The 21,251-nt window shown below is 72.9% G+C and carries 20 protein-coding genes; 9 read left to right on the top strand and 11 right to left on the bottom strand.

Translation table 11 applies throughout. The features are described from left to right. Positions 1-69 precede the first annotated feature (69 nt). A complete protein-coding gene (locus ACR9E3_RS05695; RefSeq protein ID WP_460379097.1) occupies positions 70-714 on the top strand; it encodes a PAS domain-containing protein in 645 nt (214 codons plus the stop codon). Between the two features lie 11 nt (positions 715-725). Here the strand turns inward: ACR9E3_RS05695 and ACR9E3_RS05690 are convergent, their stop codons facing one another. Next, positions 726-2,057 carry a glycoside hydrolase family 15 protein gene (locus ACR9E3_RS05690; RefSeq protein ID WP_460379096.1) on the bottom strand — a complete coding sequence of 444 codons (1,332 nt, stop codon included), beginning with the start codon at positions 2,055-2,057 and terminating at the stop codon, positions 726-728. 143 nt (positions 2,058-2,200) lie between these two features. Here ACR9E3_RS05690 and ACR9E3_RS05685 point away from each other — a divergent pair, with 143 nt between their 5' ends. Next, on the top strand, positions 2,201-2,902 hold the full coding sequence (locus ACR9E3_RS05685; protein ID WP_460379095.1) for a hypothetical protein: 702 nt from the start codon (positions 2,201-2,203) through the stop codon (positions 2,900-2,902). A 224-nt stretch (positions 2,903-3,126) separates the two neighbouring features. Here ACR9E3_RS05685 and ACR9E3_RS05680 read toward each other — a convergent pair whose 3' ends face one another. Then, the gene (locus ACR9E3_RS05680; RefSeq protein WP_460379094.1) at positions 3,127-5,103 is read right to left on the bottom strand and encodes an acetoacetate--CoA ligase; all 1,977 of its coding nucleotides are present in this window, start codon (positions 5,101-5,103) and stop codon (positions 3,127-3,129) included. Positions 5,104-5,120: 17 nt separating this feature from the next. Continuing rightward, on the bottom strand, positions 5,121-5,762 hold the full coding sequence (locus ACR9E3_RS05675) for a class I SAM-dependent DNA methyltransferase (RefSeq protein ID WP_460379093.1): 642 nt from the start codon (positions 5,760-5,762) through the stop codon (positions 5,121-5,123). Between the two features lie 167 nt (positions 5,763-5,929). On the opposite strand from ACR9E3_RS05675, the gene ACR9E3_RS05670 reads away from it, so the two are divergent. From ACR9E3_RS05670 to ACR9E3_RS05660, 3 genes are all read left to right on the top strand, one after another. Next, positions 5,930-7,057 carry an MFS transporter gene (locus ACR9E3_RS05670; protein ID WP_460379092.1) on the top strand — a complete coding sequence of 376 codons (1,128 nt, stop codon included), beginning with the start codon at positions 5,930-5,932 and terminating at the stop codon, positions 7,055-7,057. Positions 7,058-7,115: 58 nt separating this feature from the next. Beyond that, positions 7,116-7,544, top strand: coding sequence for a CBS domain-containing protein (locus ACR9E3_RS05665; protein WP_460379091.1), 429 nt, complete (start codon positions 7,116-7,118; stop codon positions 7,542-7,544). 78 nt (positions 7,545-7,622) lie between these two features. After that, the gene (locus tag ACR9E3_RS05660; RefSeq protein ID WP_460379090.1) at positions 7,623-8,015 is read left to right on the top strand and encodes a VOC family protein; all 393 of its coding nucleotides are present in this window, start codon (positions 7,623-7,625) and stop codon (positions 8,013-8,015) included. Positions 8,016-8,053: 38 nt separating this feature from the next. On the opposite strand, the gene ACR9E3_RS05655 is transcribed toward ACR9E3_RS05660, so the two are convergent. Genes ACR9E3_RS05655 through ACR9E3_RS05645 form a run of 3 tightly spaced genes read right to left on the bottom strand, consistent with a single transcriptional unit; the run spans position 8,054 to position 10,544 of the window. Continuing rightward, positions 8,054-9,244 (bottom strand): macrolide family glycosyltransferase, encoded by a 1,191-nt coding sequence (locus ACR9E3_RS05655; protein ID WP_460379089.1) that lies wholly within the window; start codon positions 9,242-9,244, stop codon positions 8,054-8,056. Positions 9,245-9,291: 47 nt separating this feature from the next. Next, positions 9,292-9,594, bottom strand: a complete 303-nt coding sequence (locus ACR9E3_RS05650) for a Dabb family protein (RefSeq protein WP_460379088.1) — start codon at positions 9,592-9,594, stop codon at positions 9,292-9,294. After that, entirely contained in the window at positions 9,591-10,544 is a 954-nt protein-coding gene (locus ACR9E3_RS05645) for a GntR family transcriptional regulator (protein WP_460379087.1), read from the bottom strand. The genes ACR9E3_RS05650 and ACR9E3_RS05645 overlap by 4 nt, the downstream gene beginning before the upstream one ends. Before the next feature lie 92 nt (positions 10,545-10,636). Between ACR9E3_RS05645 and ACR9E3_RS05640 the strand changes: the two genes are divergently transcribed. Then, positions 10,637-11,791, top strand: a complete 1,155-nt coding sequence (locus tag ACR9E3_RS05640) for an FAD-dependent monooxygenase (RefSeq protein ID WP_460379086.1) — start codon at positions 10,637-10,639, stop codon at positions 11,789-11,791. On the opposite strand, the gene ACR9E3_RS05635 is transcribed toward ACR9E3_RS05640, so the two are convergent. Genes ACR9E3_RS05635 through ACR9E3_RS05620 form a run of 4 tightly spaced genes read right to left on the bottom strand, consistent with a single transcriptional unit; the run spans position 11,788 to position 16,099 of the window. Continuing rightward, entirely contained in the window at positions 11,788-12,879 is a 1,092-nt protein-coding gene (locus ACR9E3_RS05635) for an ABC transporter ATP-binding protein (RefSeq protein WP_460379085.1), read from the bottom strand. The genes ACR9E3_RS05640 and ACR9E3_RS05635 overlap by 4 nt on opposite strands. Positions 12,880-12,897: 18 nt before the next feature. Then, complete coding sequence (locus ACR9E3_RS05630; RefSeq protein WP_460379084.1) at positions 12,898-13,779, bottom strand: carbohydrate ABC transporter permease; 882 nt, start codon at positions 13,777-13,779, stop codon at positions 12,898-12,900. Beyond that, positions 13,779-14,723, bottom strand: coding sequence for a carbohydrate ABC transporter permease (locus ACR9E3_RS05625; RefSeq protein ID WP_460379083.1), 945 nt, complete (start codon positions 14,721-14,723; stop codon positions 13,779-13,781). Before ACR9E3_RS05625 ends, ACR9E3_RS05630 begins: the two co-directional genes overlap by 1 nt. Next, positions 14,720-16,099: an ABC transporter substrate-binding protein gene (locus ACR9E3_RS05620; RefSeq protein ID WP_460379082.1), complete on the bottom strand. Its 1,380-nt coding sequence runs from the start codon at positions 16,097-16,099 to the stop codon at positions 14,720-14,722. Before ACR9E3_RS05620 ends, ACR9E3_RS05625 begins: the two co-directional genes overlap by 4 nt. 223 nt (positions 16,100-16,322) lie before the next feature. Between ACR9E3_RS05620 and ACR9E3_RS05615 the strand changes: the two genes are divergently transcribed. Continuing rightward, the gene (locus tag ACR9E3_RS05615; protein ID WP_460379081.1) at positions 16,323-17,378 is read left to right on the top strand and encodes a LacI family DNA-binding transcriptional regulator; all 1,056 of its coding nucleotides are present in this window, start codon (positions 16,323-16,325) and stop codon (positions 17,376-17,378) included. Positions 17,379-17,387: 9 nt separating this feature from the next. On the opposite strand, the gene ACR9E3_RS05610 is transcribed toward ACR9E3_RS05615, so the two are convergent. Next, positions 17,388-19,067, bottom strand: a complete 1,680-nt coding sequence (locus ACR9E3_RS05610; RefSeq protein ID WP_460379080.1) for an NAD-binding protein — start codon at positions 19,065-19,067, stop codon at positions 17,388-17,390. Between the two features lie 34 nt (positions 19,068-19,101). Here ACR9E3_RS05610 and xylB point away from each other — a divergent pair, with 34 nt between their 5' ends. Then, positions 19,102-20,499: a xylulokinase gene (gene xylB / locus ACR9E3_RS05605; RefSeq protein ID WP_460379079.1), complete on the top strand. Its 1,398-nt coding sequence runs from the start codon at positions 19,102-19,104 to the stop codon at positions 20,497-20,499. Positions 20,500-20,697: 198 nt separating this feature from the next. Beyond that, positions 20,698-21,201 carry an Hsp20/alpha crystallin family protein gene (locus ACR9E3_RS05600; protein ID WP_460379078.1) on the top strand — a complete coding sequence of 168 codons (504 nt, stop codon included), beginning with the start codon at positions 20,698-20,700 and terminating at the stop codon, positions 21,199-21,201. Positions 21,202-21,251: the final 50 nt, after the last annotated feature.

The following is a 21,251-nucleotide window of genomic DNA, read 5'->3' as shown; positions in this document are numbered from 1 at the left end:
GGGTGTTGTCCCGCGACCGGTCACGCTGCATAGTCGCCGCCGCCTCTCTTCCCACCACAGGGCCACGCCATGATTACGAGCAGTGATCTGTCCGTCATCCCGCGCGACACCGCGCACGCGATGCTGCGGTGCGCCCGGACCGCGGCCGGCGAGCGCCGGGCGAGCGAGCTCGCCACCGCGGCGCTGCTCCGGATCCAGCGGGTCGCGCTCCGGCTCCTGGCCCGGGCCGGCCTGTGCGATCCCGACACGCGGACGGCCCTGCGCATCGAGGCCGACGAGCTCGACGGCGCCGTCCGAGCGGCCCGCGACGTGCTGGTCCCACCGTCCCCGCTCGCCGACCGGACGGCCGAGCCGACCGTCGAGACCGCGCTCGTGGACGCGACCGGGACGATCGTGTGGGTCAACCGGGCGTGGCACGAGTTCTGCGTCGCCAACGGCGGCGATCCCGCGCGGGCCGGGGTCGGGCGCTCGTTCCTCGCGCTGTGCGACGAGGCCGCCGACGCCCAGAGCGCGGACGTCGCCGCCGCCATCCGCACCGCACTGCGCGGCGACCTCCCCGCACCGGCGCGCGTCGAGGTGCCGTGCCACGCCCCGCACCGGCCGCGGTTCTTCGACGTCCTGATCTCGTCACGCCGTGACGACCGCGGCGACGTCCTCGGGGCGACGGTCACGCTCTCGGAGGTCGTCCCGGCACGTGCCGTTCTCTCACCCTGAGACCGCGTTCGTCAGCTCGTTCTCACCAGCAGATTGACCGCGCGGAGCAGGTTCGCCTGGCTCCACAGCAAGGGCGTGTGGTCATTCTTCACCCAGTGATTGGTCTCGCCGTCGAACTCGAGGTAATAGGCCTCGGGAAGGCCTTTCCGCTTCTGGCGTTCAGCCTCGATATCGACCAGCTGCGACAGCGATCGCCGCAGATAGTGGATCTGAAGCTCGTGATGCAGTTCGTTCCCACCCGACTCATAGATCCTGCCCCAGTACACCGAGAGTACGGGGTCGAACAGGGTCCACTGAGCTTCCGTCCCGGTGTAGGCGACGCCGGACCCCATGAGATTCCGGTCCTCGATCCGACCCTCGGCGGCCGAGGTACGTTCTCCGACACCGAGGATGTCCGGGAATCGTGGCTCCCAGTACGTGTCGCCCAGATACCGAGCCACCCCGTGATCGCGCACCAGGTGCTGTTCGATACCAGCGACGACGCGTGCTGCAGCCTCGTCAGGGAGCACGCGTAGCGGCTCGACGAGGAAGAGCAGCGACGCGTCGTACGGCCGACCGTCCCGTCCGAAAGATCGGAAGAACTCGCGAACTCCGACGCCGGGCGTGATAGCGGCCGGAATCTCGGAGTCCGCCCCGCCCTCGCGATCGTCACCGACGTCATCGGTCCGGCCGGCTGCGAGGATCGACGACAGGGCGTCCACCCCGATGCGCTCCAGGTCGTCGATGTTCACCCCCGGGTCGTGGCCGCGGTCGACGAACAGCTCACGCGCTGCCCGGAGTCCGGCGACAACGGTGCCGATGCTCGACGCCTGGACCCGCCTGTCCTCCTCCCAGTGGCCCTCGTCCGCGTCCCTCCAGAACTCGATCCTGCGCAGGTACCCCACGACCTCGGCGAGCACCTCGAGGTCCGCGCGTCCGACCTCGAGATGCCCGCTCCGCGCCAGACGGCACACGAGCCACAGCGCATAGCCGGTCGAGTCGTTCTGGGAGCGGTTCTCGGTGTCGTTCGCCAACGTCGCCCCGTCGACGCGGACGGGCAGCCGGACCTCCCCCTGGCCGAGAACGCCTCGATTCGCACGCAAGACCTCGAGCACCGCCCTGCCGACGGCCGCCGCCTCGTCGGCGCGGCCGTCCTCGAGCAGGGCATCGGCCACGTGGGCGTTGTCCCGGAACCACGCCATGCCCATCCCGGTCGACGCCCGATCCTCCGGGGGTAGGTCACTGGCCGGGAACATCCCACTGGGATAGGGCACGAAAGTGAAGACACCGTGCTCGTCCAGCGCTCTCCGCAATTCCTCCGGACGGTCCGTCAGTGCTACGAAGTCGACGTCGTCGCCGGGCATTTCCGGCACGCTAGGCCAGCGGCCGCCTGCCGGCAACCGCGGCACGACAATGGCCGATTTGACCGTTGTCGCACGATTCGATCATGTGTCGCCCGCAGGGTAGAGTTCGCCCACAACGATGTCGAGCGGGGGGTTGACATTCCGTGGACGCGCGCGATTTCGACAAGGAAGAATTCGTCACTCTGCGCGCGGAGAGCCAGTTCCACCAGGTCAACGCCAGCGCCATCTTCGCGCTGAACGTGACGGGCATCGGTGTCGGTGTGGCCGCCACCGCGGCGGACAACGCCATAGCCCTGCCCCTCGTCGCGATTCTCACCTCCGTGCTCTGGATGCGCTACATCGACCACGTCGTGGCGATCTTCCGAGTCGCGGCCTACATCTCGTGCCGCCTCAGCCCTCGACTCCGCACGGCGTTCTCCGGAGAGGACGACGGCAACCTCTTCATGTGGGAGACGTACCTGCGGAGTCCAGGGCAACCGGTCGGCGATCCGGACATGTGGCTCCCGGCGATGACGTCCGACCGGGGTTCGAGGGCCAGGAGAGCATTGAGACGATGGGTCGGTCCCGAGCTGGACTCCCGCAAGGGCACCGTCATCGCTTCGGTGGCGTTCTTCGTGCCGCCTCCGGTCATGAGCATCCTCTACATCGTCCACGCCCAGACGTCAGGGACATCGACCTGGTGGTCGTGGCCGGCCTTCACCCTCTCGATGGCGGCGTGGGCCTACGCCACTGTCCACGTCTGGCTGACCGCCCGATGGATCGATGCCATCGACGAGACGATCACCAAGGCTGCCGGCTGGGAGAGTCGTCGCAAACGCCGGCTCACGGGAGTCCGCACCCTGTGACTCAGTCGGCGTCGAGGCCGCGAGGGGCCTCGAGCCCTGACGAGGAGCGCCTGCCCGCCGAGGCCTCGAGTGTCCTGGTCATGGGCGGCCCACCCCGAGGGCCTCGCGGACATGATCGCTCCAGCTGCTCCTCTCGCCCGACCACATCGGGTGAGAGGAGCACCGGGGCGGATCAAGCGCCGAACCACGAGGACCTCGGTAGGCGACGCTGACTCCGTTCCACCTCAGTCCCGCGCCCGCGCCACCACCGTCTCCAACGCCTCCGGATTGCGCAGCGCGTCCTTGCTGACGGCCTTCTCGACGGGGGTGCCGGCGAGGATGCGCTTGACCGGGACCTCGGACTTCTTGCCGTTGAGCGTGCGGGGGATGTCGTCGACGACGAGGAACCGGTCGGGCACGTGGCGCGGGGAGAGCTGCGAGCGCAGGGCCTTCTTGAGCTGCGGTTCCACGTCGGAGAACGCCACTCCCTCCCCCAGCACCAGGAAGCACAGCAGCTCGCCGCCGTCGCGCGCGCCCTCGAGCCCCGAGGTGTCGATCACCAGGGAGTCGAGCACCTCGTCGAAGGACTCGACGACCTCGTAGAACTCGGCGGTGCCCATCCGCACGCCGCCGCGGTTGAGCGTCGAGTCGCTGCGCCCGCGGATGACGCACGAGCCGCGCGGGGTGATCCGGATCCAGTCGCCGTGGCGCCAGATGCCGGGGAAGTCCTCGAAGTAGGACTCGTGCATCCGGCTGCCGTCCGGGTCGTTCCACAGCATCACCGGCATCGACGGCATGGGCTGGGTGATCACGAGCTCGCCGACCTCGTCGATCACCGGGTTGCCCTGCGGGTCGAACGACTCGACGGCGCAGCCCAGGGCGCGGCAGGAGATCTCGCCACGCCACACCGGGACGGTGGGCGCGACGCCGACGAACGCGGCGCAGGTGTCGGTGCCCCCGGAGACCGAGGCGATCTGGATGTGGCTCCCGACGGCGTCCCGGATCCAGTCGAAGCCCTCCGGCGAGAGCGGGGAGCCCGTCGAGCCCACCGAGCGGATCGCCGTGAGGTCGAAGGCGTCCTTCGGCCGCAGGCCCGCCTTGAGACACGACTGGACGAACGACGCCGACGTCCCGAACAGCGTCACGCCCTCGTCGGCGGCCATCTTCCAGAGGACGTCGAGGTCGGGGTGGCCCGGGCTGCCGTCGTAGGCGACCACGGTCGCGCCCACCAGCAGGCCGGAGATGAGCAGGTTCCACATCATCCAGCCGGTGGTGGTGAACCACGTGAAGCGGTCGCCGGGGCCGAGGTCGTGCTGCAGCGACAGCGCCTTGAGGTGCTCGACGACGATCCCGCCGTGCGAGTGCACGATGCCCTTGGGCAGACCGGTGGTGCCCGACGAGTACAGGATCCACAGCGGGTGGTCGAACGGCACCGGGTCGACGGCGAGCTCGGCGTCGGGATGGTCGGTGAACGCGGTCCAGCCGACGACGTCGTCGTGCCCGGACCAGGCGCCGTCGGCGAGGTAGTCGATGCCGACGACGGCGCTCAGCGTCGGCAGCTGCGCGCGCAGCGAGCCCACGGTGTCGCGGATGTCGTAGGACTTGCCGTTGTAGAGGTAGCCGTCGACGGCGACGAGCACCGACGGCTCGATCTGCGCGAAGCGGTCCACGACGGCGCGCGGGCCGAAGTCCGGCGAGCACGACGACCACGTCGCCCCGAGCGACGACGCGGCCAGGAAGGCGACGAGCGTCTCGACGGAGTTGGGCGACAGGGCGACGACGCGGTCGCCGAACCCGACCCCGAGCGCGACGAGCCCGGCCCGCGCGCGGGCGACGTCGGCGCGCAGCTCACCGAAGGTGCGCGCGACCCGCCGGCCGTCCTCGCGCACGGCGACGATCGCCGTGTCCCCGTCCGCCCCGCCGTCGCGAGGCCACAGCGCGTGCTCGGCGTAGTTGAGCGTCGAGCCCGGGAACCAGGTCGCCCCGGGCATCGCGCTCGAGGCCAGGACCTCGCGGGGCTGCTCGTGGAACCGGACGCCGAGGTGGTCGACGACGGTGCCCCAGAACTCGGGGAGGTTCTCGGTGGACCAGCGCCAGAGCTGGTCGTAGTCGTCGACGGTCGCCCCGTGCTCCCGGGCCACCCGCTGCGCGAACGCGGTGATCCGCGCCCGCCGGACCGTCTCCTCGTCGGGCTGCCACAGGATCTCGGGCTGATCGCTCATGGTCACCGTTCTATCCCTCAGCGGGCGGCGAGCACCAGCATCCGCGCGTCCACACCCGCGCCGGCGCGGTACGGGGTGATGTCCGCCGACACGAGCTCGGCGGCACCGGACGCGGCCAGCCGGTCGACCTCGCTGCGGTATCCGCCGGACTCCCAGATGTCGTCGAGCACGGTGGCGACGACGGTGCCGCCCGGACGGGTGAGGCGCACGAACTCGGCGAGCGCCTCGGGCCCGACGTGGCCGTGTGTCAGCGTGCCGACGCACACGACGGCGTCGTAGCTGTCGGCGGGCGTGGGCAGCGGGCGGGTGAGGTCGGCGGGTTCGAGGGTGCGGTAGGCGCCGGTGGCCCGGGCCTGCTCGAGCATGCCGGGCGAGACGTCCACGCCGTCGATCAATCCGACGCCGCGCTCGGCGAGCGCCGCGCCGACCAGCCCGGTCCCGCACCCGGCGTCGAGCACGGTGACGCCGGTGCCCGCGACGCGCACGACGGTGTCGGCGGCGAGGCCCGGCGCGACGTAGCCCTGGGTCTCGCCGGCGAGCTCGGCGTCGTAGCTCTCCGCCCACTCGTCGTAGAGCGCGCGGGCGTCGTCGGGACCCTGCAGGCGGTAGGCGCGCTCGACGTGGCTGCTGCCGCCGCTCGGGGTCATGGGCTCGCTCATGGCGGCCAGTCTCGTACGTGAGCGAACTTCGGGGCTATAGCACCAAAGTTCGCTCACATAGGCTGGAGCACGTGCAGAACGCGTTCCGGCGACATTGATCGCCTGACAGCAGGGTCCCGCGCGGGTTCGGCGCCCGGGTCGTCGCCGTCGAGGCGCTCGGCCAGTTCGTGCCGCTGTACCCGCTCTACGCCCTGCTCTTCGCCGAGCACGGCCTCTCCGACACCGCGATCTCGGCGCTGTTCGGGCTGTGGTCGGTCACGACGCTGGCCTTCGAGGTGCCGTCGGGGGCCTGGGCCGACATCACCTCGCGGCGGCGGATGCTCGCGCTGGCCGGCCTGCTGTCCGGGTCGGCGTTCGCCCTGTGGGTGCTCGCCCCGAGCCTCCCGGTCTTCGCGCTGGGCTTCGTGCTCTGGGGCCTCGGGACCGCGCTCGCATCCGGCACCCTCGAGGCCCTGACGTACGACGCGCTGGCCGGGTGGGACGCCGCCGAGGGCTACGCCACGCTGATGGGCCGCGCCCGCTCCGGCTACCTCGCGGCCACGCTGCTCGCGACGCTCGCCGCCGCGCCGCTCGTGCAGTCCGGCGGCTACGTGCTGCCGGGCCTGGTCGGCGCGGGCGCCGCGCTCGCCGGAGCGGCTCTCGCCCTGACGTTGCCGGAGGCCGACCGACCCCGGACGCCCCGGGCGTCATCCCGGGGCGCGCTCACCGCGTGGTGGGCGACGCTGCGCGCCGGGCTCGCCGAGGTCTCGCGCACCGCCCTGCTGCGTCGCGCGGTCGTCGTCACCGCCGTCTTCACCGGCCTCATGGCGATCGACGAGTACCTGCCGCTGCTCGCCGCCGACCGGGGCGCCTCGCCGGCGGTGACCGCGCTCGTCCTCGCCGGCGTCGGCGTCGCGGAGAGCGCCTGCGTCGCCCTCGCCGGCCGCGTCGCACGGGCCCGCGGACCGGTGCTCGGCGTGCTGCTGGCCCTCGCGGCGACCGCCGTGGCCGTCGGAGCGCTCCTCCCCCTCGGCCCCGGCTTCGCCGTGCTCGGCGCCGGGTGGGGCGTCCTGCAGATGCTGCTGGTGGTCGTCGAGACCCGGGTCCAGGACGCCGTCACCGGGGAGGCGCGCGCCACCGTCACGTCGGTGGCCGGGCTCGGGTCGGAGGCGGTCGCGCTCGGGGTGCTCGCGACGGTCGGCGCGGGCTCGCCGTGGGTGTCGCTGCCCGTCCTCGTCGCCGCGCTGGCCGTCCCGTTGCTCGCGGTCGCGGTGATGGTCGGCCGCCACGAGAAGTCACCGTCCGGGGCTGGCTGAACCCGGACGGTTCCTGTCATATTCGTGTGACGTCGAGAACCCGACGAAGGGACCGGCCATGCGCATCGCGGACGTGCTCGCTCGCAAAGGGACCGCGGTGCTCACCGTCCCGCCCGACGCCCCGGTCACCGAGCTGCTGGCCGTGCTCGCCGAGCGCAACGTCGGCGCCGCCGTCGTCATCGAGGGCGAGCGGCTGGCCGGCATCGTCTCCGAGCGCGACGTCGTGCGGCACCTGCACCAGCGTGGGGCCGACCTCCTCGCCGCACCGGTCTCCGAGATCATGACCAGCGTCGTCGCCACCTGTCGCGGCGGCGAGGACCTGCAGACCCTCAGCCGCACGATGACCGAGCGCCGCATCCGGCACGTCCCCGTCGTCGACGACCAGGACCGGCTGGCGGGGATCGTCAGCATCGGCGACGTCGTCAAGAACCGGATCGACCAGCTCGAGGAGCACCGCGACCAGCTCGAGGCCTACATCTCGGGCTGACCCTTCTGGTCCTTGTTCAGGATCACGGCGTCCCCCTACAGTACGGAGCTCCCACCGCCCCGCCGCCGAGGAGCCCCGATGACCGCGCCGACCCCCACCAGCACCACCGTCTCGAACCTCGGCGTCGCGATGTTCGCCGTCGCCGACCAGGACGCCGCGCTCGCCTTCTACACACGGACGCTCGGGTGGGAGCTGCGCGGCGACGCCCGCTTCGGCGAGAACGGCGAGAATCGCTGGGTCGAGGTCGCGCCGCCGGGCTCCACCGCGCGGCTCGCGCTGAACCCGCCGATGGGCGGGCAGCCAGGCGGCGGCAGCATCGGCGTCGAGACCCCGGACGTCCGCGCCGAGCACGCCCGCCTCACCGCGATCGGCGGCGTCGACCTCGACCCGGTCATGGAGGCGCCCGGCGCGCCGACGCTGTTCATGATGCGCGACCCCGACGGCAACCACCTCGCGGTCGTGCAGGTGTAGCCGGCGTGTCGGCGACGCGCCGTCACGGACGCTGAGCGTCAGTAACGGCACTTCGCTGACTCATCTGAGGCGAGCTCCGCCTCGACCACGTCGGCCGCCGCGGCCGCGCCGCCGCCCCGGCGGATCGCGTCCTGTTCCGCCGCGAGCCGCGCCGCGACGTCCGGCGACGACGTCAGCGCGAGGAGCACCTCGCGCAGCCGCTCCGGCGTCGCCTCGGCGGACGGCACCGTGCGGGCCACGCCCGCCGCCTCGAGCATCGCCGCGTTGCCGAACTGGTCGACGGCCTGCGGGATCGCGATCATGGGGACGCCCTGGAAGAGCCCCTCGGCGCACCCGCCCATGCCGGCGTGGGTGACGAACGCGCTCGCCCGGCCGAGCACCCCGAGCTGCGGCACCCAGCGGTGCGCCGTCACGTGCTCGGGCAGCTCGCCCAGCGTGTCGAGGTCGACGTGCGGGCCGATCGCCAGCACGACCTCCCACCCCGCCGGGGCGAAGGCGTCGGCGCAGGCGCGGAACAGGTCCGGGTGCTCGTGGTACGCCGACCCGAACGACACGAGCACGAGCGGGCGCTCCGGGGCGGGCCACTGCTCCTCCTGCGCCCGCCGGTCCAGATCCGGCCCGACGAACGTGTAGACGTCCGGGTCGACGCGGTCGGCGCACGGCTGCAGGGCGCGCGGGATCTCGACGATAGAACGCCGTGGGCGCCCGACGAGCTGCTCGGGGTCGTCGTCGATCCCGAACCCGGCGAGCCACGCCGAGAACCGCGCGAGGTACGCGGCGTACCCGGGGGTCGCGCGGAAGGCGAGGTCGTCGGCGAGGTCGGTCTCGTAGCCGTCCCACGCGACGAGCGCGGGCGAGAGCTGCACCGCGGGGATGCCCCAGCCGCGCGCCAGGACGATCGCGGGGTAGCCGCCGATGTCGTACAGGGCGATGTCCGGCACGTCGTCGGCGAGGGCCCGGCGGATCGGCGGGAGCGACCGCACCGCCTCGTCGAGGAAGAGCGCGGTGCCCGCGACGGGGTCGGTGGGCCACTGCTCGCCGCGGGCCTGGTCGGGGAGCACCGAGGGGTGCACCAGCGGCGTGGCGCCCGCCGCCGCGACCAGGTCCGCGAACGGCGCCGGGATCGCGTAGGTGACCCGGTGGCCGCGGGCGACGAGCTCGGCGACGACGGGCAGGTGGGGGTGGGTGTGTCCGTGCGCGCCGGCACCGACCACGAGGACGTGGGCCATGACCCCACCCTGTCCGGATCGGGACGAACCGGGCGAACGGATTTTCCTCAGCGGTCGTCGGGCAGGGCGAACTGGATGCGGTCGATCGACGCCGCGATCGGCGCGAAGAGCTCGCGGCGGATGCGGTTGTGCTCCGGGTCGGCGTCGTAGATCCGGTAGGCCTCGTCGTCGACGAAGTCGGCGGTCAGGGCGAAGCTCGCGTTGCCCTCGCGCAGGCCGCGGTCCTGGCCCCCGACGAGGCGGAACTCGACGCCGTCCACGGTGAGGTCACGCAGGGCCTGGATCGCCGCCTCGACCTGCTCGGCCGGCACGCCTTCGCGGACCCGGCCCATCACCACGTTGCGAATCATGGCTCGATCCTCCCGGACCGGTGATCGAAGTCCCGATACGGACGCTCAGTGTCCGTGACGGCACTTCGCTGACCACCCCGGCGGTGCTCGAACCCGTCGAGGAGCGCGGTGAGGCCGGCGTCGAAGATGCGCTGCAGGTCGTAGGGGTAGTCGCCGACGCGGCGCAGGGCCGGGCCGCCGTGGCGGTGCAGGGTCTCGCGCAGCCGGGGGTCCCGGTCGGCCCAGGTGTCCGCGTCGACGCCGGTGTCGGCCTCGGCGTCGAGCTCCGCGGCGAGGTCGACGGCCATGCCCCGGACGTAGCTGGTCAGCACGACGTGCAGGTCGAAACGGGTGACGGGGTCGGCGACGACCTCCTCCAGCGCGGCGAGCTCGGCCTCCGCGAGGCGCAGCAGTGCCGGCGAGGACTGAGGCCTGCTCAGCGACAGGGCCCGGGCGAGCCAGGGGTGTCGCCGGTGCACCCGCCACTGCCGCCGCGCGAGGGCCTCCAGCCGCACGCGCCAGGACCCCGTGGCCGGCGGCAGCGCGGCGGCGGCGAACACCGCGTCGATCATCGCGACGAGCAGGTCCTCCTTGCCGCGCACCAGCCGGTACAGCGACATCGTCGGGACCCCGAGGGCGCTCGCGACGCGGCGCATCGACAGCGCCGCGAGCCCGTCGGCGTCCGCGATCTCGATCGCGACCTCGACGACGTCCCGGCTGCCCGCCCGCGGCGCCGGACGGGGCTCGGCCTCGGCCCGCGACGCCACCACCGACCCGGAGCGGGGCACCGTGCGGATCCAGCCCCGGTCGCGCAGCAGGGTCAGCGCCCGCGCCGCCGTCGAGAGCGCGACGCCGTGCTCGGCGGCCAGCGCCCGCGTCGAGGGGACGCGGTCGCCCGGCCCCAGGTCGCCGTCGACGATCCGGCCGCGCAGCGCCGCCGCGACCCGTTCCGAGGGGAGGTCGTCGTCCACGATCTGTCCTGTCTGTGCCGGCACAGTTCGCCGGCGCGGCCTTGCCCACCGGCAGATTTCCTGCTCGTACACCGTACTGCGAGGAGGAACAGATGACCGACGTGCTGGTGTCCGGCGGGGGCGTGGCGGGCGCGACGACCGCGTACTGGCTGCGCCACCACGGGTTCACGCCCGTCGTCGTGGAGGCGTCGCCGACGCCGCGCCGCGGCGGTCAGGCCGTCGACGTCCGCGGCCCGGCGCTCACGATCGCCGAGCGGATGGGCCTGGGGGACGCGCTCCGCGGGGCGCGCACCGACATGCGCGGCATGTCCGTGGTCGGCGAGGACGGCACCGAGCTGATGCGCACCACCGACCTCACGCTCACCGGTGGGCCGGTCGACGGGCCCGACGTGGAGATCCTGCGCGACGACCTCGTCGACATCCTGGTCGGCGCGACCGCCGGCGTGGAGTACCACTACGGCGCGCGGGTCACCGGCCTCGTGGACACCGGGGACCGCGTCCGCGTGGAGCTGAGCAGCGGCGAGCGCCGCGACGTCGACCTCGTCGTGGGTGCCGACGGCCAGTTCTCCGGGGTCCGGCGGCTCGCCTTCGGCCCCGACGACGACGGCCGGCTGTACCCGCTCGGCCAGCACATCGCCGTGTTCACCCTGCCCAACACGTTCGGGCTCGACCGCTGGCAGGTGTTCCTCCAGCGCCCGGACGCGATGGTCGGGCTGTACACGGCGCGGGACAACACCGAGGTCCGGGCGGTCATGGGGTGGGCCGACCCGGCGGACGGGCCCGTCACCTACGATCACCGCGACCTCGGCCTGCAGCGCCGCCTGGTCGCCGAGGCCTTCGCCGCCGGCGGCTGGCGCATCCCGGAGATGCTCGAGGGCATGGCGGGCGCCGACGACTTCTACCTCTCCCCCATGACCCAGGTGCGCATGGAGGACTGGTCGCGCGGGCGCGTCGTCCTCGTCGGCGACGCCGCCTACTGCGCCACCGCGGTGTCGGGGCAGGGCACGAGCCTCGCGATGGTCGGCGCGTACGTGCTCGCCGGCGAGCTGGCCCGCGCCCAGGGCGAGCCCACGGCGTTCGCGGCGTACCGCGAGCGGATGCGCGGGTTCGTCGAGGCCAACCAGCACCTCGCGCTGGTCAACGCCGAGCGCACGCGCCAGATGACCGGCGCGAGCGAGTCCGTCGAGGGGTTCGACGAGCATTGGGTGGCCAGCGCGGCCACCGCGATCGACCTGCCCGAGTACTAGGGCAGGCGCTGTCCCGTCTCGGCGTCGAAGACGTGCAGGGCCTCGGGGTTGGGGCGCACCGCGATCGGGTCGCCGAAACGGACCTGCACCCGGCCCGGACCCCGCACGACGATCGTCGTCGACGTGTCCTCGGCGAGGTGGGCGTAGAGGTAGGACTCGCTGCCGAGCTCCTCGACGACGTCCACCACCGCCTTGACCACGGACCCGGCGTCGGCGTCGTTGCTCTCGAGCACCCAGTCCTCGGGGCGGACGCCGACGGTGAGCTTGTCGCGCGACCCCGCGGCGTCCGAGATCTCGCGCGGGAGCGGGATCTCGACGCCGCCGAGCGTGACGCCGCTCGACGAGCGCGGCAGGTCGAGCAGGTTCATCGCGGGCGAGCCGATGAACCCGGCGACGAAGGCGTTGATCGGGCGGTCGTAGAGCTCCGGCGGCGTCGCGTACTGCTGGAGCTGGCCGTTGGCGAGCACGGCGACCTTGTCGCCCATCGTCATGGCCTCGACCTGGTCGTGGGTGACGTAGACCGTCGACACCTCGAGCCGGTTCTGCATCTCGGCGATCTGCGCGCGGGTCTGCACGCGCATCTTGGCGTCGAGGTTCGACAGCGGCTCGTCCATGAGGAACACCTGCGGCTCGCGCACGATCGCCCGGCCCATCGCGACGCGCTGGCGCTGGCCACCGGAGAGCGCCTTCGGCTTGCGGTCGAGGTACTCGGTGAGCCCGAGCATGTCCGCGGCCTGGCGGACGCGCTGCCCGCGCTCCTCCTTGTCCATCCCGCGCATCTTCAGCGGGAAGGCCATGTTCTCCGCGACCGTCTTCGACGGGTAGAGCGCGTAGTTCTGGAACACCATCGCGATGTCGCGGTCCTTGGACGGCACGTCGACGACGTCGCGGCCGTCGATGCGCACCGAGCCCGCGTCGATCGGCTCGAGGCCCGCCAGCATCCGCAGCGCGGTCGACTTCCCCGAGCCCGAGGGTCCGACGAGCACGACGAGGTCGCCGTCGGCGATGGTCAGGTCCAGGCTGTCGACCGCCGGCTTCGCGCCCGGGGTGTAGATGCGCGAGGCCTGGTCGAACACCACTTCGGCCACTGTTCTGCTCCCCTTGCTCTACTTGACCGCACCGAACGACAGGCCCTGCACCAGCTTGTTCTGCGCCACCCAGCCCGCGATCACCACGGGCAGTGCGGCCATGGTCGCCGCCGCGGAGAGCTGGGCCCAGTACAGGCCCTCCGAGGTGATGAACCCGACCAGGAAGACCGGCACGGTGCCGGCGTTCGCCGCGGTGAGGTTGACCGCGAAGAAGAACTCGTTCCACGCGAAGATCACGCAGATCAGCGCCGTGGCGAAGATGCCCGGCGAGATGATCGGCAGCACGATCTCGCGCAGCGTGCGCCACAGCGGCGCGCCGTCGATGCTGGCCTGCTCGAGCAGCTCACCCGGGACCTCGAGGAAGAACGAGCGCATCATCCACACCGCGATCGGCAGGTTCATGCCGGTGTAGAGCACGACCAGGGTCCAGATGTTGTCGAGCATCCCGATCTGGTTGACCACGACGTAGATGGGCACGATCACCGCGACGACCGGCAGCATCTTGGTCGAGATGAAGAAGAACAGGACGTCCTGGGTCTTCTTCACCGGGCGCAGCGACACCGCGAACGCGGCCGGGATGCCCAGGAGCAGCACGAACAGCGTGGAGAACACCGTGGCGATCACGGAGTTCACCAGGTACGGACCGACGCCGGCGGAGAAGACGCCCTCGTACTGCTCCAGCGTCGGCTCGAAGATGATCTTCGGCGTCGTCGTGTAGGCGTCGGTCTCCTGCTTGAAGGAGGTGAGCACCATCCAGAAGACCGGGAAGAAGAACGCGATGCCCACGATCCAGGCGATGACGCCCAGCCACACGTTCGCGGCGCTGCGCTTCTGGCGACGGGGCTCGGGCGGCGCCGCGGGCTGCTGCGTGTCGGGTGGGGTGCTCGTCGTGACCGCCATCAGGCCGCCTCCTGCTCGCCACTGAACGAACGGAAGATCAGGCGCAGCGCGAAGTTCGCCGCGATCAGGGTCAGGATGACCACGACCACGCCCATCGCCGCGGACTGGCCGATGTCGAAGCCCAGGAAGGCGCGCTGGTAGATGTAGAACGGCAGGTTCGCGCTGGCCACGCCGGGGCCGCCCTGGGTCATCATGTAGACCTGGTCGAAGATGTTGACCAGGTAGATCGTGCCGAGCACGACGCCCAGCTCGATGAACCGCCGCAGGTGCGGCAGCGTCAGCTCCCGGAACGTCGACCACGCGCTCGCCCCGTCGACCCGCGCCGCCTCCAGCTGGTCGGTCGGCATGCTCTGCAGGCCCGCGAGCAGCAGCAGCATCATGAACGGGGTCCACTGCCAGATCAGCGCGGCCATCACCGAGGCCAGCGGGTACTGGCTGATCCACTCCGTGCCCGACAGGCCGAACGGCGTGAGCACGAAGTTGATCAGGCCGAGCGTCGGGTCGAGCAGCACCGTCTTCCAGAGCAGCGCCGCGGCCACCGGCGTGATGAGGAACGGCGTGATGAGCAGCGTGCGCACGATGCCGCGGCCGGCGAACTGGCGGTTGAGCAGCAGCGCCAGCAGCAGTCCGAGGACCACGGCGATGAGCACCGAGCCCAGCGTCATGATCACGGTGTTGAGCGCGACCGTCCGGAACTGGCTGTCGGTGAAGACGTCGCCGTAGTTCGAGAACCAGACGAACTCCTGCGACCCCGGCCGGACCAGGTTCCACGACTGCAGCGAGTAGTAGAGCGTCAGCAGGAACGGGATCTGGGTGACGATGATCGTGAAGATCAGCGCCGGGAGCAGCGGGCCTCGGCGCCGCCACCCCTCGGCACGGTCGACCATCGCGGCGCCGCCGACGTTGGCCTCGGGGGCGGGGCGTTCTTCCAGTGTCGCTGTCATCGCTGGTAGCTCTCCCCCACCGTCTCCGCGTAGTTCTGCGACTGCTCCAGGGCCTCGTCGACGCTGATCTGCCCGGCGATCGCCGCGCTGATCTGCTGGCTCACCCGGGTGCCGAGGTCCTGGAACTCGGGGATGCGGACGAACTGCACGCCCTGGTACGGCACCGGCTGCACGGTCGGCTGCTGCTGGTTGGCCCGCTGCAGACCGTCGAGGATCAGCGGCGCGTACTGGCCGGCCACCTGCTGGTACTGCGGGATCTGGTAGGTCGACTGGCGGGACCCGGGCGGCACGGAGGTCCACCCGATGCTGGGATCGTTGCCGGCCCGCTGGATGTACTCCTTGCTGCTCATCCAGGACATGAACCGCCACGCGGCGTCCTTGCGCGGGGAGGTCTGCGGGATGCCCAGCGACCAGGTGTACAGCCAGCCCGAGGACGGCGTCGCGACGACGGGCGCCGGGGCGTAGCCGATCTTGCCGGAGACCGTCGACTCCTCGGGGTCCTCGACGGTGCCCGCGGCCGACGTCGCGTCGTACCACATCGCGACCTCGCCCTGGCCGAACTGCGTCGCGCACTCGGAGAAGCCGGCCTGCGACGCGCCCGGCTCGCCGTGCTCCCGGACGAGGTCGACGTAGAACTGCACGGCCTGGCGCACCTCGGGGGAGGTCAGCTGCGCGCGCCACTGCGGGTCGTACCAGCGGCCGCCGAAGGTGTTGATCACCGTGTCGAGCGGCGCCATGACCTCGCCCCAGCCCGGCTTGCCGCGCAGGCAGATGCCGCGGCGCTGACCCTGGCCCTGGTCGAGCTGGGCGGCGATCTGCGCGATCTGCGGCCACGTCGGCTGCGCGGGCATCTGGATGCCGGCCTGCTCGAAGAGGTCCTTGCGGTACATGAGGAACGACGACTCGCCGTAGAACGGCACCGAGTACATCGCGCCCTGGTAGGACAGCGAGTCGCGCACCGTGGGGATGAAGTCGTTGCGGTCGTAGCCCGGGGTCGCGGCCATGTAGGGCTCGAGGTTCGTGAGCCAGCCGTTCTGCGCCCACTGCGGCGTCTCGTAGTTCGAGATCATGACGATGTCGAACTCGCCGCCGCCGGTGGCCACCGACGCGGTGATCTTGGCGCGGGCCTCGTTCTCCGACAGCGAGACGAACCGCAGCCGGATGCCCGGGTTCTCCGCCTCGAACTGGGGCGCGAGCGAGATCGCGTCCTCCATCTGCGGGTTGGACACGATGGCGACCGTGACGGTCTCGACGCCCTCGGCCGCCCCCAGCGCACCCGCGCCGGAGCAGCCGGCGAGCAACGCCAGGCTCGCCAGGACCGCCCCGAGGACCGCCGGTGCCCGGCCCCGCCCCCGACGTTGCGCCGCGCCGCGCATCGCGCCTCCCGCCCCCCGTGATCCGCCGTCATCGGTCCCGCGCCGGCAACGTCCGTGACGTGGGCCACTGGCGGTGGCGTGACCGTAAAGCTCCGCTCCGTCATAAGCAAGCGCTTAACCGCGTCAGATCGGGAGCGAGCGCCGATCGCGCGCAGGCGGTACAACTTGCGCGTGGGGGCGGCAGGTCGCCGACGCGACACCGCCGGATGGACGGGAGCCGCGCATGGTCACGATGGCCGATGTCGCGCGGATGGCCGGGGTCTCGACGGCCACCGTCTCCCACGTCCTCAACGGGACCCGTCCCGTACGCGCCCGCACCCGCGAACTCGTCCTCTCCGCCGTCGCCGCGACGCAGTACACGCCCAACACGGTCGCCCGCTCCCTGGCGACCGCGCGGACGACGACGATGGGCCTGGTCCTGTCCGCGATCTCGAACCCGTACTTCGGCGAGCTGCTGCACGCCGCCGAGTCCGCGGCGGCCTCGGCGGGCTACACGCTGCTCCTGGTCGATCCCCACGAGGACCCGGACTACGAGCTCACCGTCGTCACCCGCCTGCACCACCACCGCGTCGACGGCGTCGTGCTCGCGCCGTCGGCGGCCCCGGACGCCGCGCTCGCCTACCTCGCGCGCCACGAGGTGCCCACGGTGCTGCTCGACCGCCTCATCGACGCCGGCCACGACCAGGTCGGCAGCGAGAACCGGGACGCGACCGCCGCGCTGACCGGCCACCTCGCCGACCACGGGCACACCCGCATCGGCCTCGTCGCCGGGCTCGCCGGGCTCGCCACCACCTCGGAGCGCCGCGACGGCCACCGCGACGCGCTGCGCGCCCGCGACCTGCCCGTCGACCCCGACCTCGAGGTCACCGGCGCCTCCGAGACCGCCACGGCCCGGACCGCGACCCACCGCCTGCTGGCCCTCGACGACCCGCCGACGGCGATCGTCGCCGGCAACAACAGCATGACCATCGGCGTCCTGCAGGCGCTGCGCGACACCGGGCTCTCGGTGCCCGGCGACGTCGCCGTCGCGTCGTTCGACGACTTCGCCTGGGCGGATCTCTTCTCCCCGCGCCTGACCGTCGTGGCCCAGCCGTTCCACGAGATCGCGGCGACGGCCGTGCACATGCTGCTGGCGCGCATCGCCGAGCCCGACGCCCCGGCCACCACCCGCCGCATCCCGCCGGAAATGATCATCCGGGAGTCGTGCGGCTGCGAGCCCGCTCCGGCCGAGCCGTCCGGTTCCCGAGCCGCTCGCAGTGGTCCGGCGCGGACGGCGTGAGCAGGAGCGTCAGGAGGAGATCCGGGCGGCGCACCGCGCGTGCACGTCCACCAGCCCGTTGCGGGTCGCGGCGACGACGAGACGGTCCCCGACCTTGAGCCGGCGCTGGGGCCGCGGCGGGCACTCGAGCACCGCGTCCTCCCCGGAGCCGCGGTAGACCCCCACCACGCGGACCTCGCCCTCGATCTCCGCCACGGACGCGGCCAGGCCCGCGAGCAGCGCGCTGCGCCCGATCGGGACGTCGGCGAGCAGGAGCACCGAGCGCCCGACCGGGACGGTGGCCACCACCTGGTGCTCGCGCATCGCCGCGGCGAACGCCGGCGCCGCGAGGAACGAGACGCTGCGGGAGACCGCCACCTCGAGCGTGCGGTCGAGCCGGCGGGCGAGGTCGTCGTCGCGCAGCCGCAGCACCACCCGCAGCCGCGCGCGCAGGGAGCGGCCGACCAGACCGGTCTCGAGGTTCGCGACGTCGTCGCGCCCGACGGCGACGAGCGCGCGGCAGTCGGCGACCGAGGCCGCGTCCAGGGTCGACTGCCGCGTCGAGTCGCCGACGATCACGGGCACGCCCAGGCGGCGCACCTGGGTCACCCCGGGCCCCTCCACGTCGTCGACCGCGACCACCGGGACACCGCGCTCGTGCAGCTGCTCGACGACGCGGACCCCGACGTTGCCCAGGCCGACCACCACGACGTGCCCCCGCCGCGGCCGCGAGCGCTGGGGCGTGCCGGCGAACCGGGCACTGACCGCCGCGTCGACCACGACGGCGGTCACCAGCGGGATGATCGCGATCCCGACGACGGTGACGAGCGCCTGGATCGTGCGGGCGACCGGCGAGACGTGGGTGTCCGGGTCGGCGGCCCCCGCGGAGTCCAGGACGGTCAGGAAGATCGCGTCGCCCCACGAGAGGTCGGCCAGCGTCGCGAACGCGACCGTGCCGAGCACGAGCAGCCCGATCAGCCCGAGGGTCGCCTGGGCGAGCGAGCGGGTCATGCTCGCGCGGACCCGGCGCCACATCCGGCTCAGCACCCGCCGCCAGATCGCGCGGCGGTGCCCGACGACGCGCCCCTCGCGGTGGAGCGGGACGCGGGCGAGGACGAGGTCGGCGCCGGTGTCGTCGACCGGGAGCAGCTCGGGCTCGCCGACGTCCGGGCGGCGCGCGAGCCCGCACACGACGCGCTCGGGCCGCAGCCCGTCGCGGTCGGCGACGATCATCGGGTGGCCGGGCAGGTCGACGTCCTGGCGCGAGCTCGCACCGATCGCCGCGGTGACGAAGGCGGGCGCGGCCGTCGCCGAGACCGACAGCACCGTGGCGTGGGGCAGCAGCATCCGGATCCGCCCGGCCAGCGCCGGCGCGTGGAGCCGGACGACGAGGCGCGCGGCGGGCGCGAGCTCCTGCACGCGCAGGGCGCGGTGGATGTTGACGACGTCGTCGCGGTGCACGAGCGCCACCGACGTCGCGGCGTCGACCCCGGCCGCGGCGAAGGCCTCGTCGTCGGGCTCGGCGACCTCGACGACCTCGACCCCGCGGATCGCCCGCAGCCGGTCGACCACGGCGCCGCCCGGCGCCGTCAGGACGACGACGTCGGTGGTACCGCGCCGCGCCTGCCGCACGAGCGCCTCGACCATGCGCAGGGAGAGCATGTCCTCGCCGCAGACCACGAACCGTTCCCGGAACCCCCCAGTGGTCACGCGACGTCACCCTAATCGTGGGGATACTGCGGCCATGGCGCGTTCGGAGCGGTATGTCGCCGGGGTCGACTCCTCGACCCAGGCCACCAAGGTGCTCGTCGTGGACCCGGCCGACGGGACGATCGTGCGGGAGGCCCGTCGCGGCCACCCCGACGGCACGGAGGTCGATCCGCGGGCGTGGTGGGACGCGCTCGCGGGGGCGCTCGGTGAGGTCGGGACCTCCGACGTCGCCGCCATCGGCGTCGCCGGCCAGCAGCACGGGATGGTGCTGCTCGACGAGGGCGGCGAGCCGGTGCGCGACGCGCTGCTGTGGAACGACACCCGGTCCGCGCCGGACGCCGAGGCGCTGATCGAGGAGCTCGGCGGGCCCGACCAGTGGGCCGAGGCCGTCGGCACCGTGCCGGTCGCGAGCATCACCGCCACCAAGCTGCGCTGGACCTCCCGCGCCGAGCCCGACGTCGCCGACCGCGCGCGGCGGGTGATGCTGCCGCACGACTGGCTGACCTGGCGGCTGCGCGGCTCGCCCGCCGAGGCGACCACCGACCGTGGCGACGCGTCGGGCACCGGCTACTGGTCGACCGTCACCGAGGACTACCGCCCCGACCTGCTGGAGATGGCGTTCGGGCGCGGGCTCGACGTGCCGCGGGTGGCCGCGCCCGGTGAGGTGGTCGGACGGACGCCGGACGGGCTCGCGGTCTCGGCCGGCACCGGCGACAACGCCGGCGCGTCGCTCGCGATCGGGCCGGGACCCGGCGAGGTCGTCATCTCGATCGGGACCTCCGGCGCGGTGTTCACCGGCCACGACCGGCCCACCACCGACGCCTCGGGGCTCGTGGCGGGCTTCGCCGACGCGCGCGGGGGCTACCTGCCGCTGCTGGCCACCCTCAACGCCGCGCGCGTGCTCGGCGCCGGGGCGGCGCTGCTCGGCGTCGACCCGGCCGGGTTCGACGAGCTGGCCCTGGGCGCTGCTCCGGGCGCGGGCGGGCTGACCCTGCTGCCGTACCTCGACGGCGAGCGCACCCCCAACCGCCCGGGGGCCCAGGGCCGCTACGTCGGGCTGACCACGGCGAACGCCACCCGCGAGAACCTCGCCCGAGCGACCGTCGAGGGCATGCTCTGCGGGCTCGCCGACGCCGTCGACGCGCTGGCCGCGCAGGACGTGCCGGTCCGGCGGGCCCTGCTCATCGGCGGCGGCTCGCGCTCCCGGGCGGTCGCGGACCTCGCGCCCGACGTCCTCGGGCTGCCCGTCGAGGTCCTCGCGCCCCAGGAGTACGTCGCCCTCGGCGCCGCCCGCCAGGCGGCCTGGGCGCTGCACGGTGAGGAGCCGGGCTGGACCGTCGCCCGCGAGACCACGCGCGACGTCACCGACGCCTCGATCTCCGAGCAGGTGCGCTCCCGTTACGCCGACGTCCGCGACGACCGCGCCCCGTAGCCCGTCGCCCCGTAGCCCGTCGCCCCGTCGCCCGGGGTCGGCGTGTGGTTGCCAGCCTGGCGTCCACGCTGGCGTTCAACATCAGGAAATCCCCCAGCTCGAAAGTTCTCCCGACGGGAATTGAGCGGAACCGACTCAGGTTGCATGAGTCGAGAGCCCGCAAGGCCGGGCTGCCTTCCCCATCGAGGAGGAACCACCATGAGCACCCTGATCCCCTGGGGCCCGCGCTTCGTCGACCCGTTCGCCGTCGCTCCCGCCCTGTTCCGCCGCCCCGGCACCGGTCGCCCCGCTGCCTGGTTCGCGCCGACCACCGACGTCGTCCGTGAGGGCGACGACGCCGTGGTCCGCGTCGAGCTGCCCGGCGTGGACGTCGCCAAGGACGTCACCGTCGAGGTCGACGGCGACCGCCTGACCGTCCGGGGCGAGCGCCGCGACGAGCAGTCCGGCGAGGGCTACCGACAGAGCCGCCACGGCTCGTTCCGCCGGAGCTTCACCCTCCCCCAGCACGTCGACGCCGACGCGGTCACCGCGTCCTACGACGCCGGTGTGCTGACCCTGCGCGTCGCCGGCGCCCACGCCGAGCCGGCCCAGCCCGGTGCCCGGCGCATCGCCATCGACGGCATCGCCGCCCCGGAGTCCTCGGAGGAGCCCACCGCCTCGGACGAGTCCGGCTCTGACGAGTCCGGCAGCGCCGCCGCCTGAGGCGCGCCTGTTGACGCAGCGAACGTGGTGATCGCTGCTTCTACGCGCAC

The sequence above is a fragment of the Actinomycetospora sp. C-140 genome, assembly GCF_054796175.1.
Note: the sequence above shows the minus strand (reverse complement) of the source record. Positions and strands in the feature narration are given on the sequence as shown.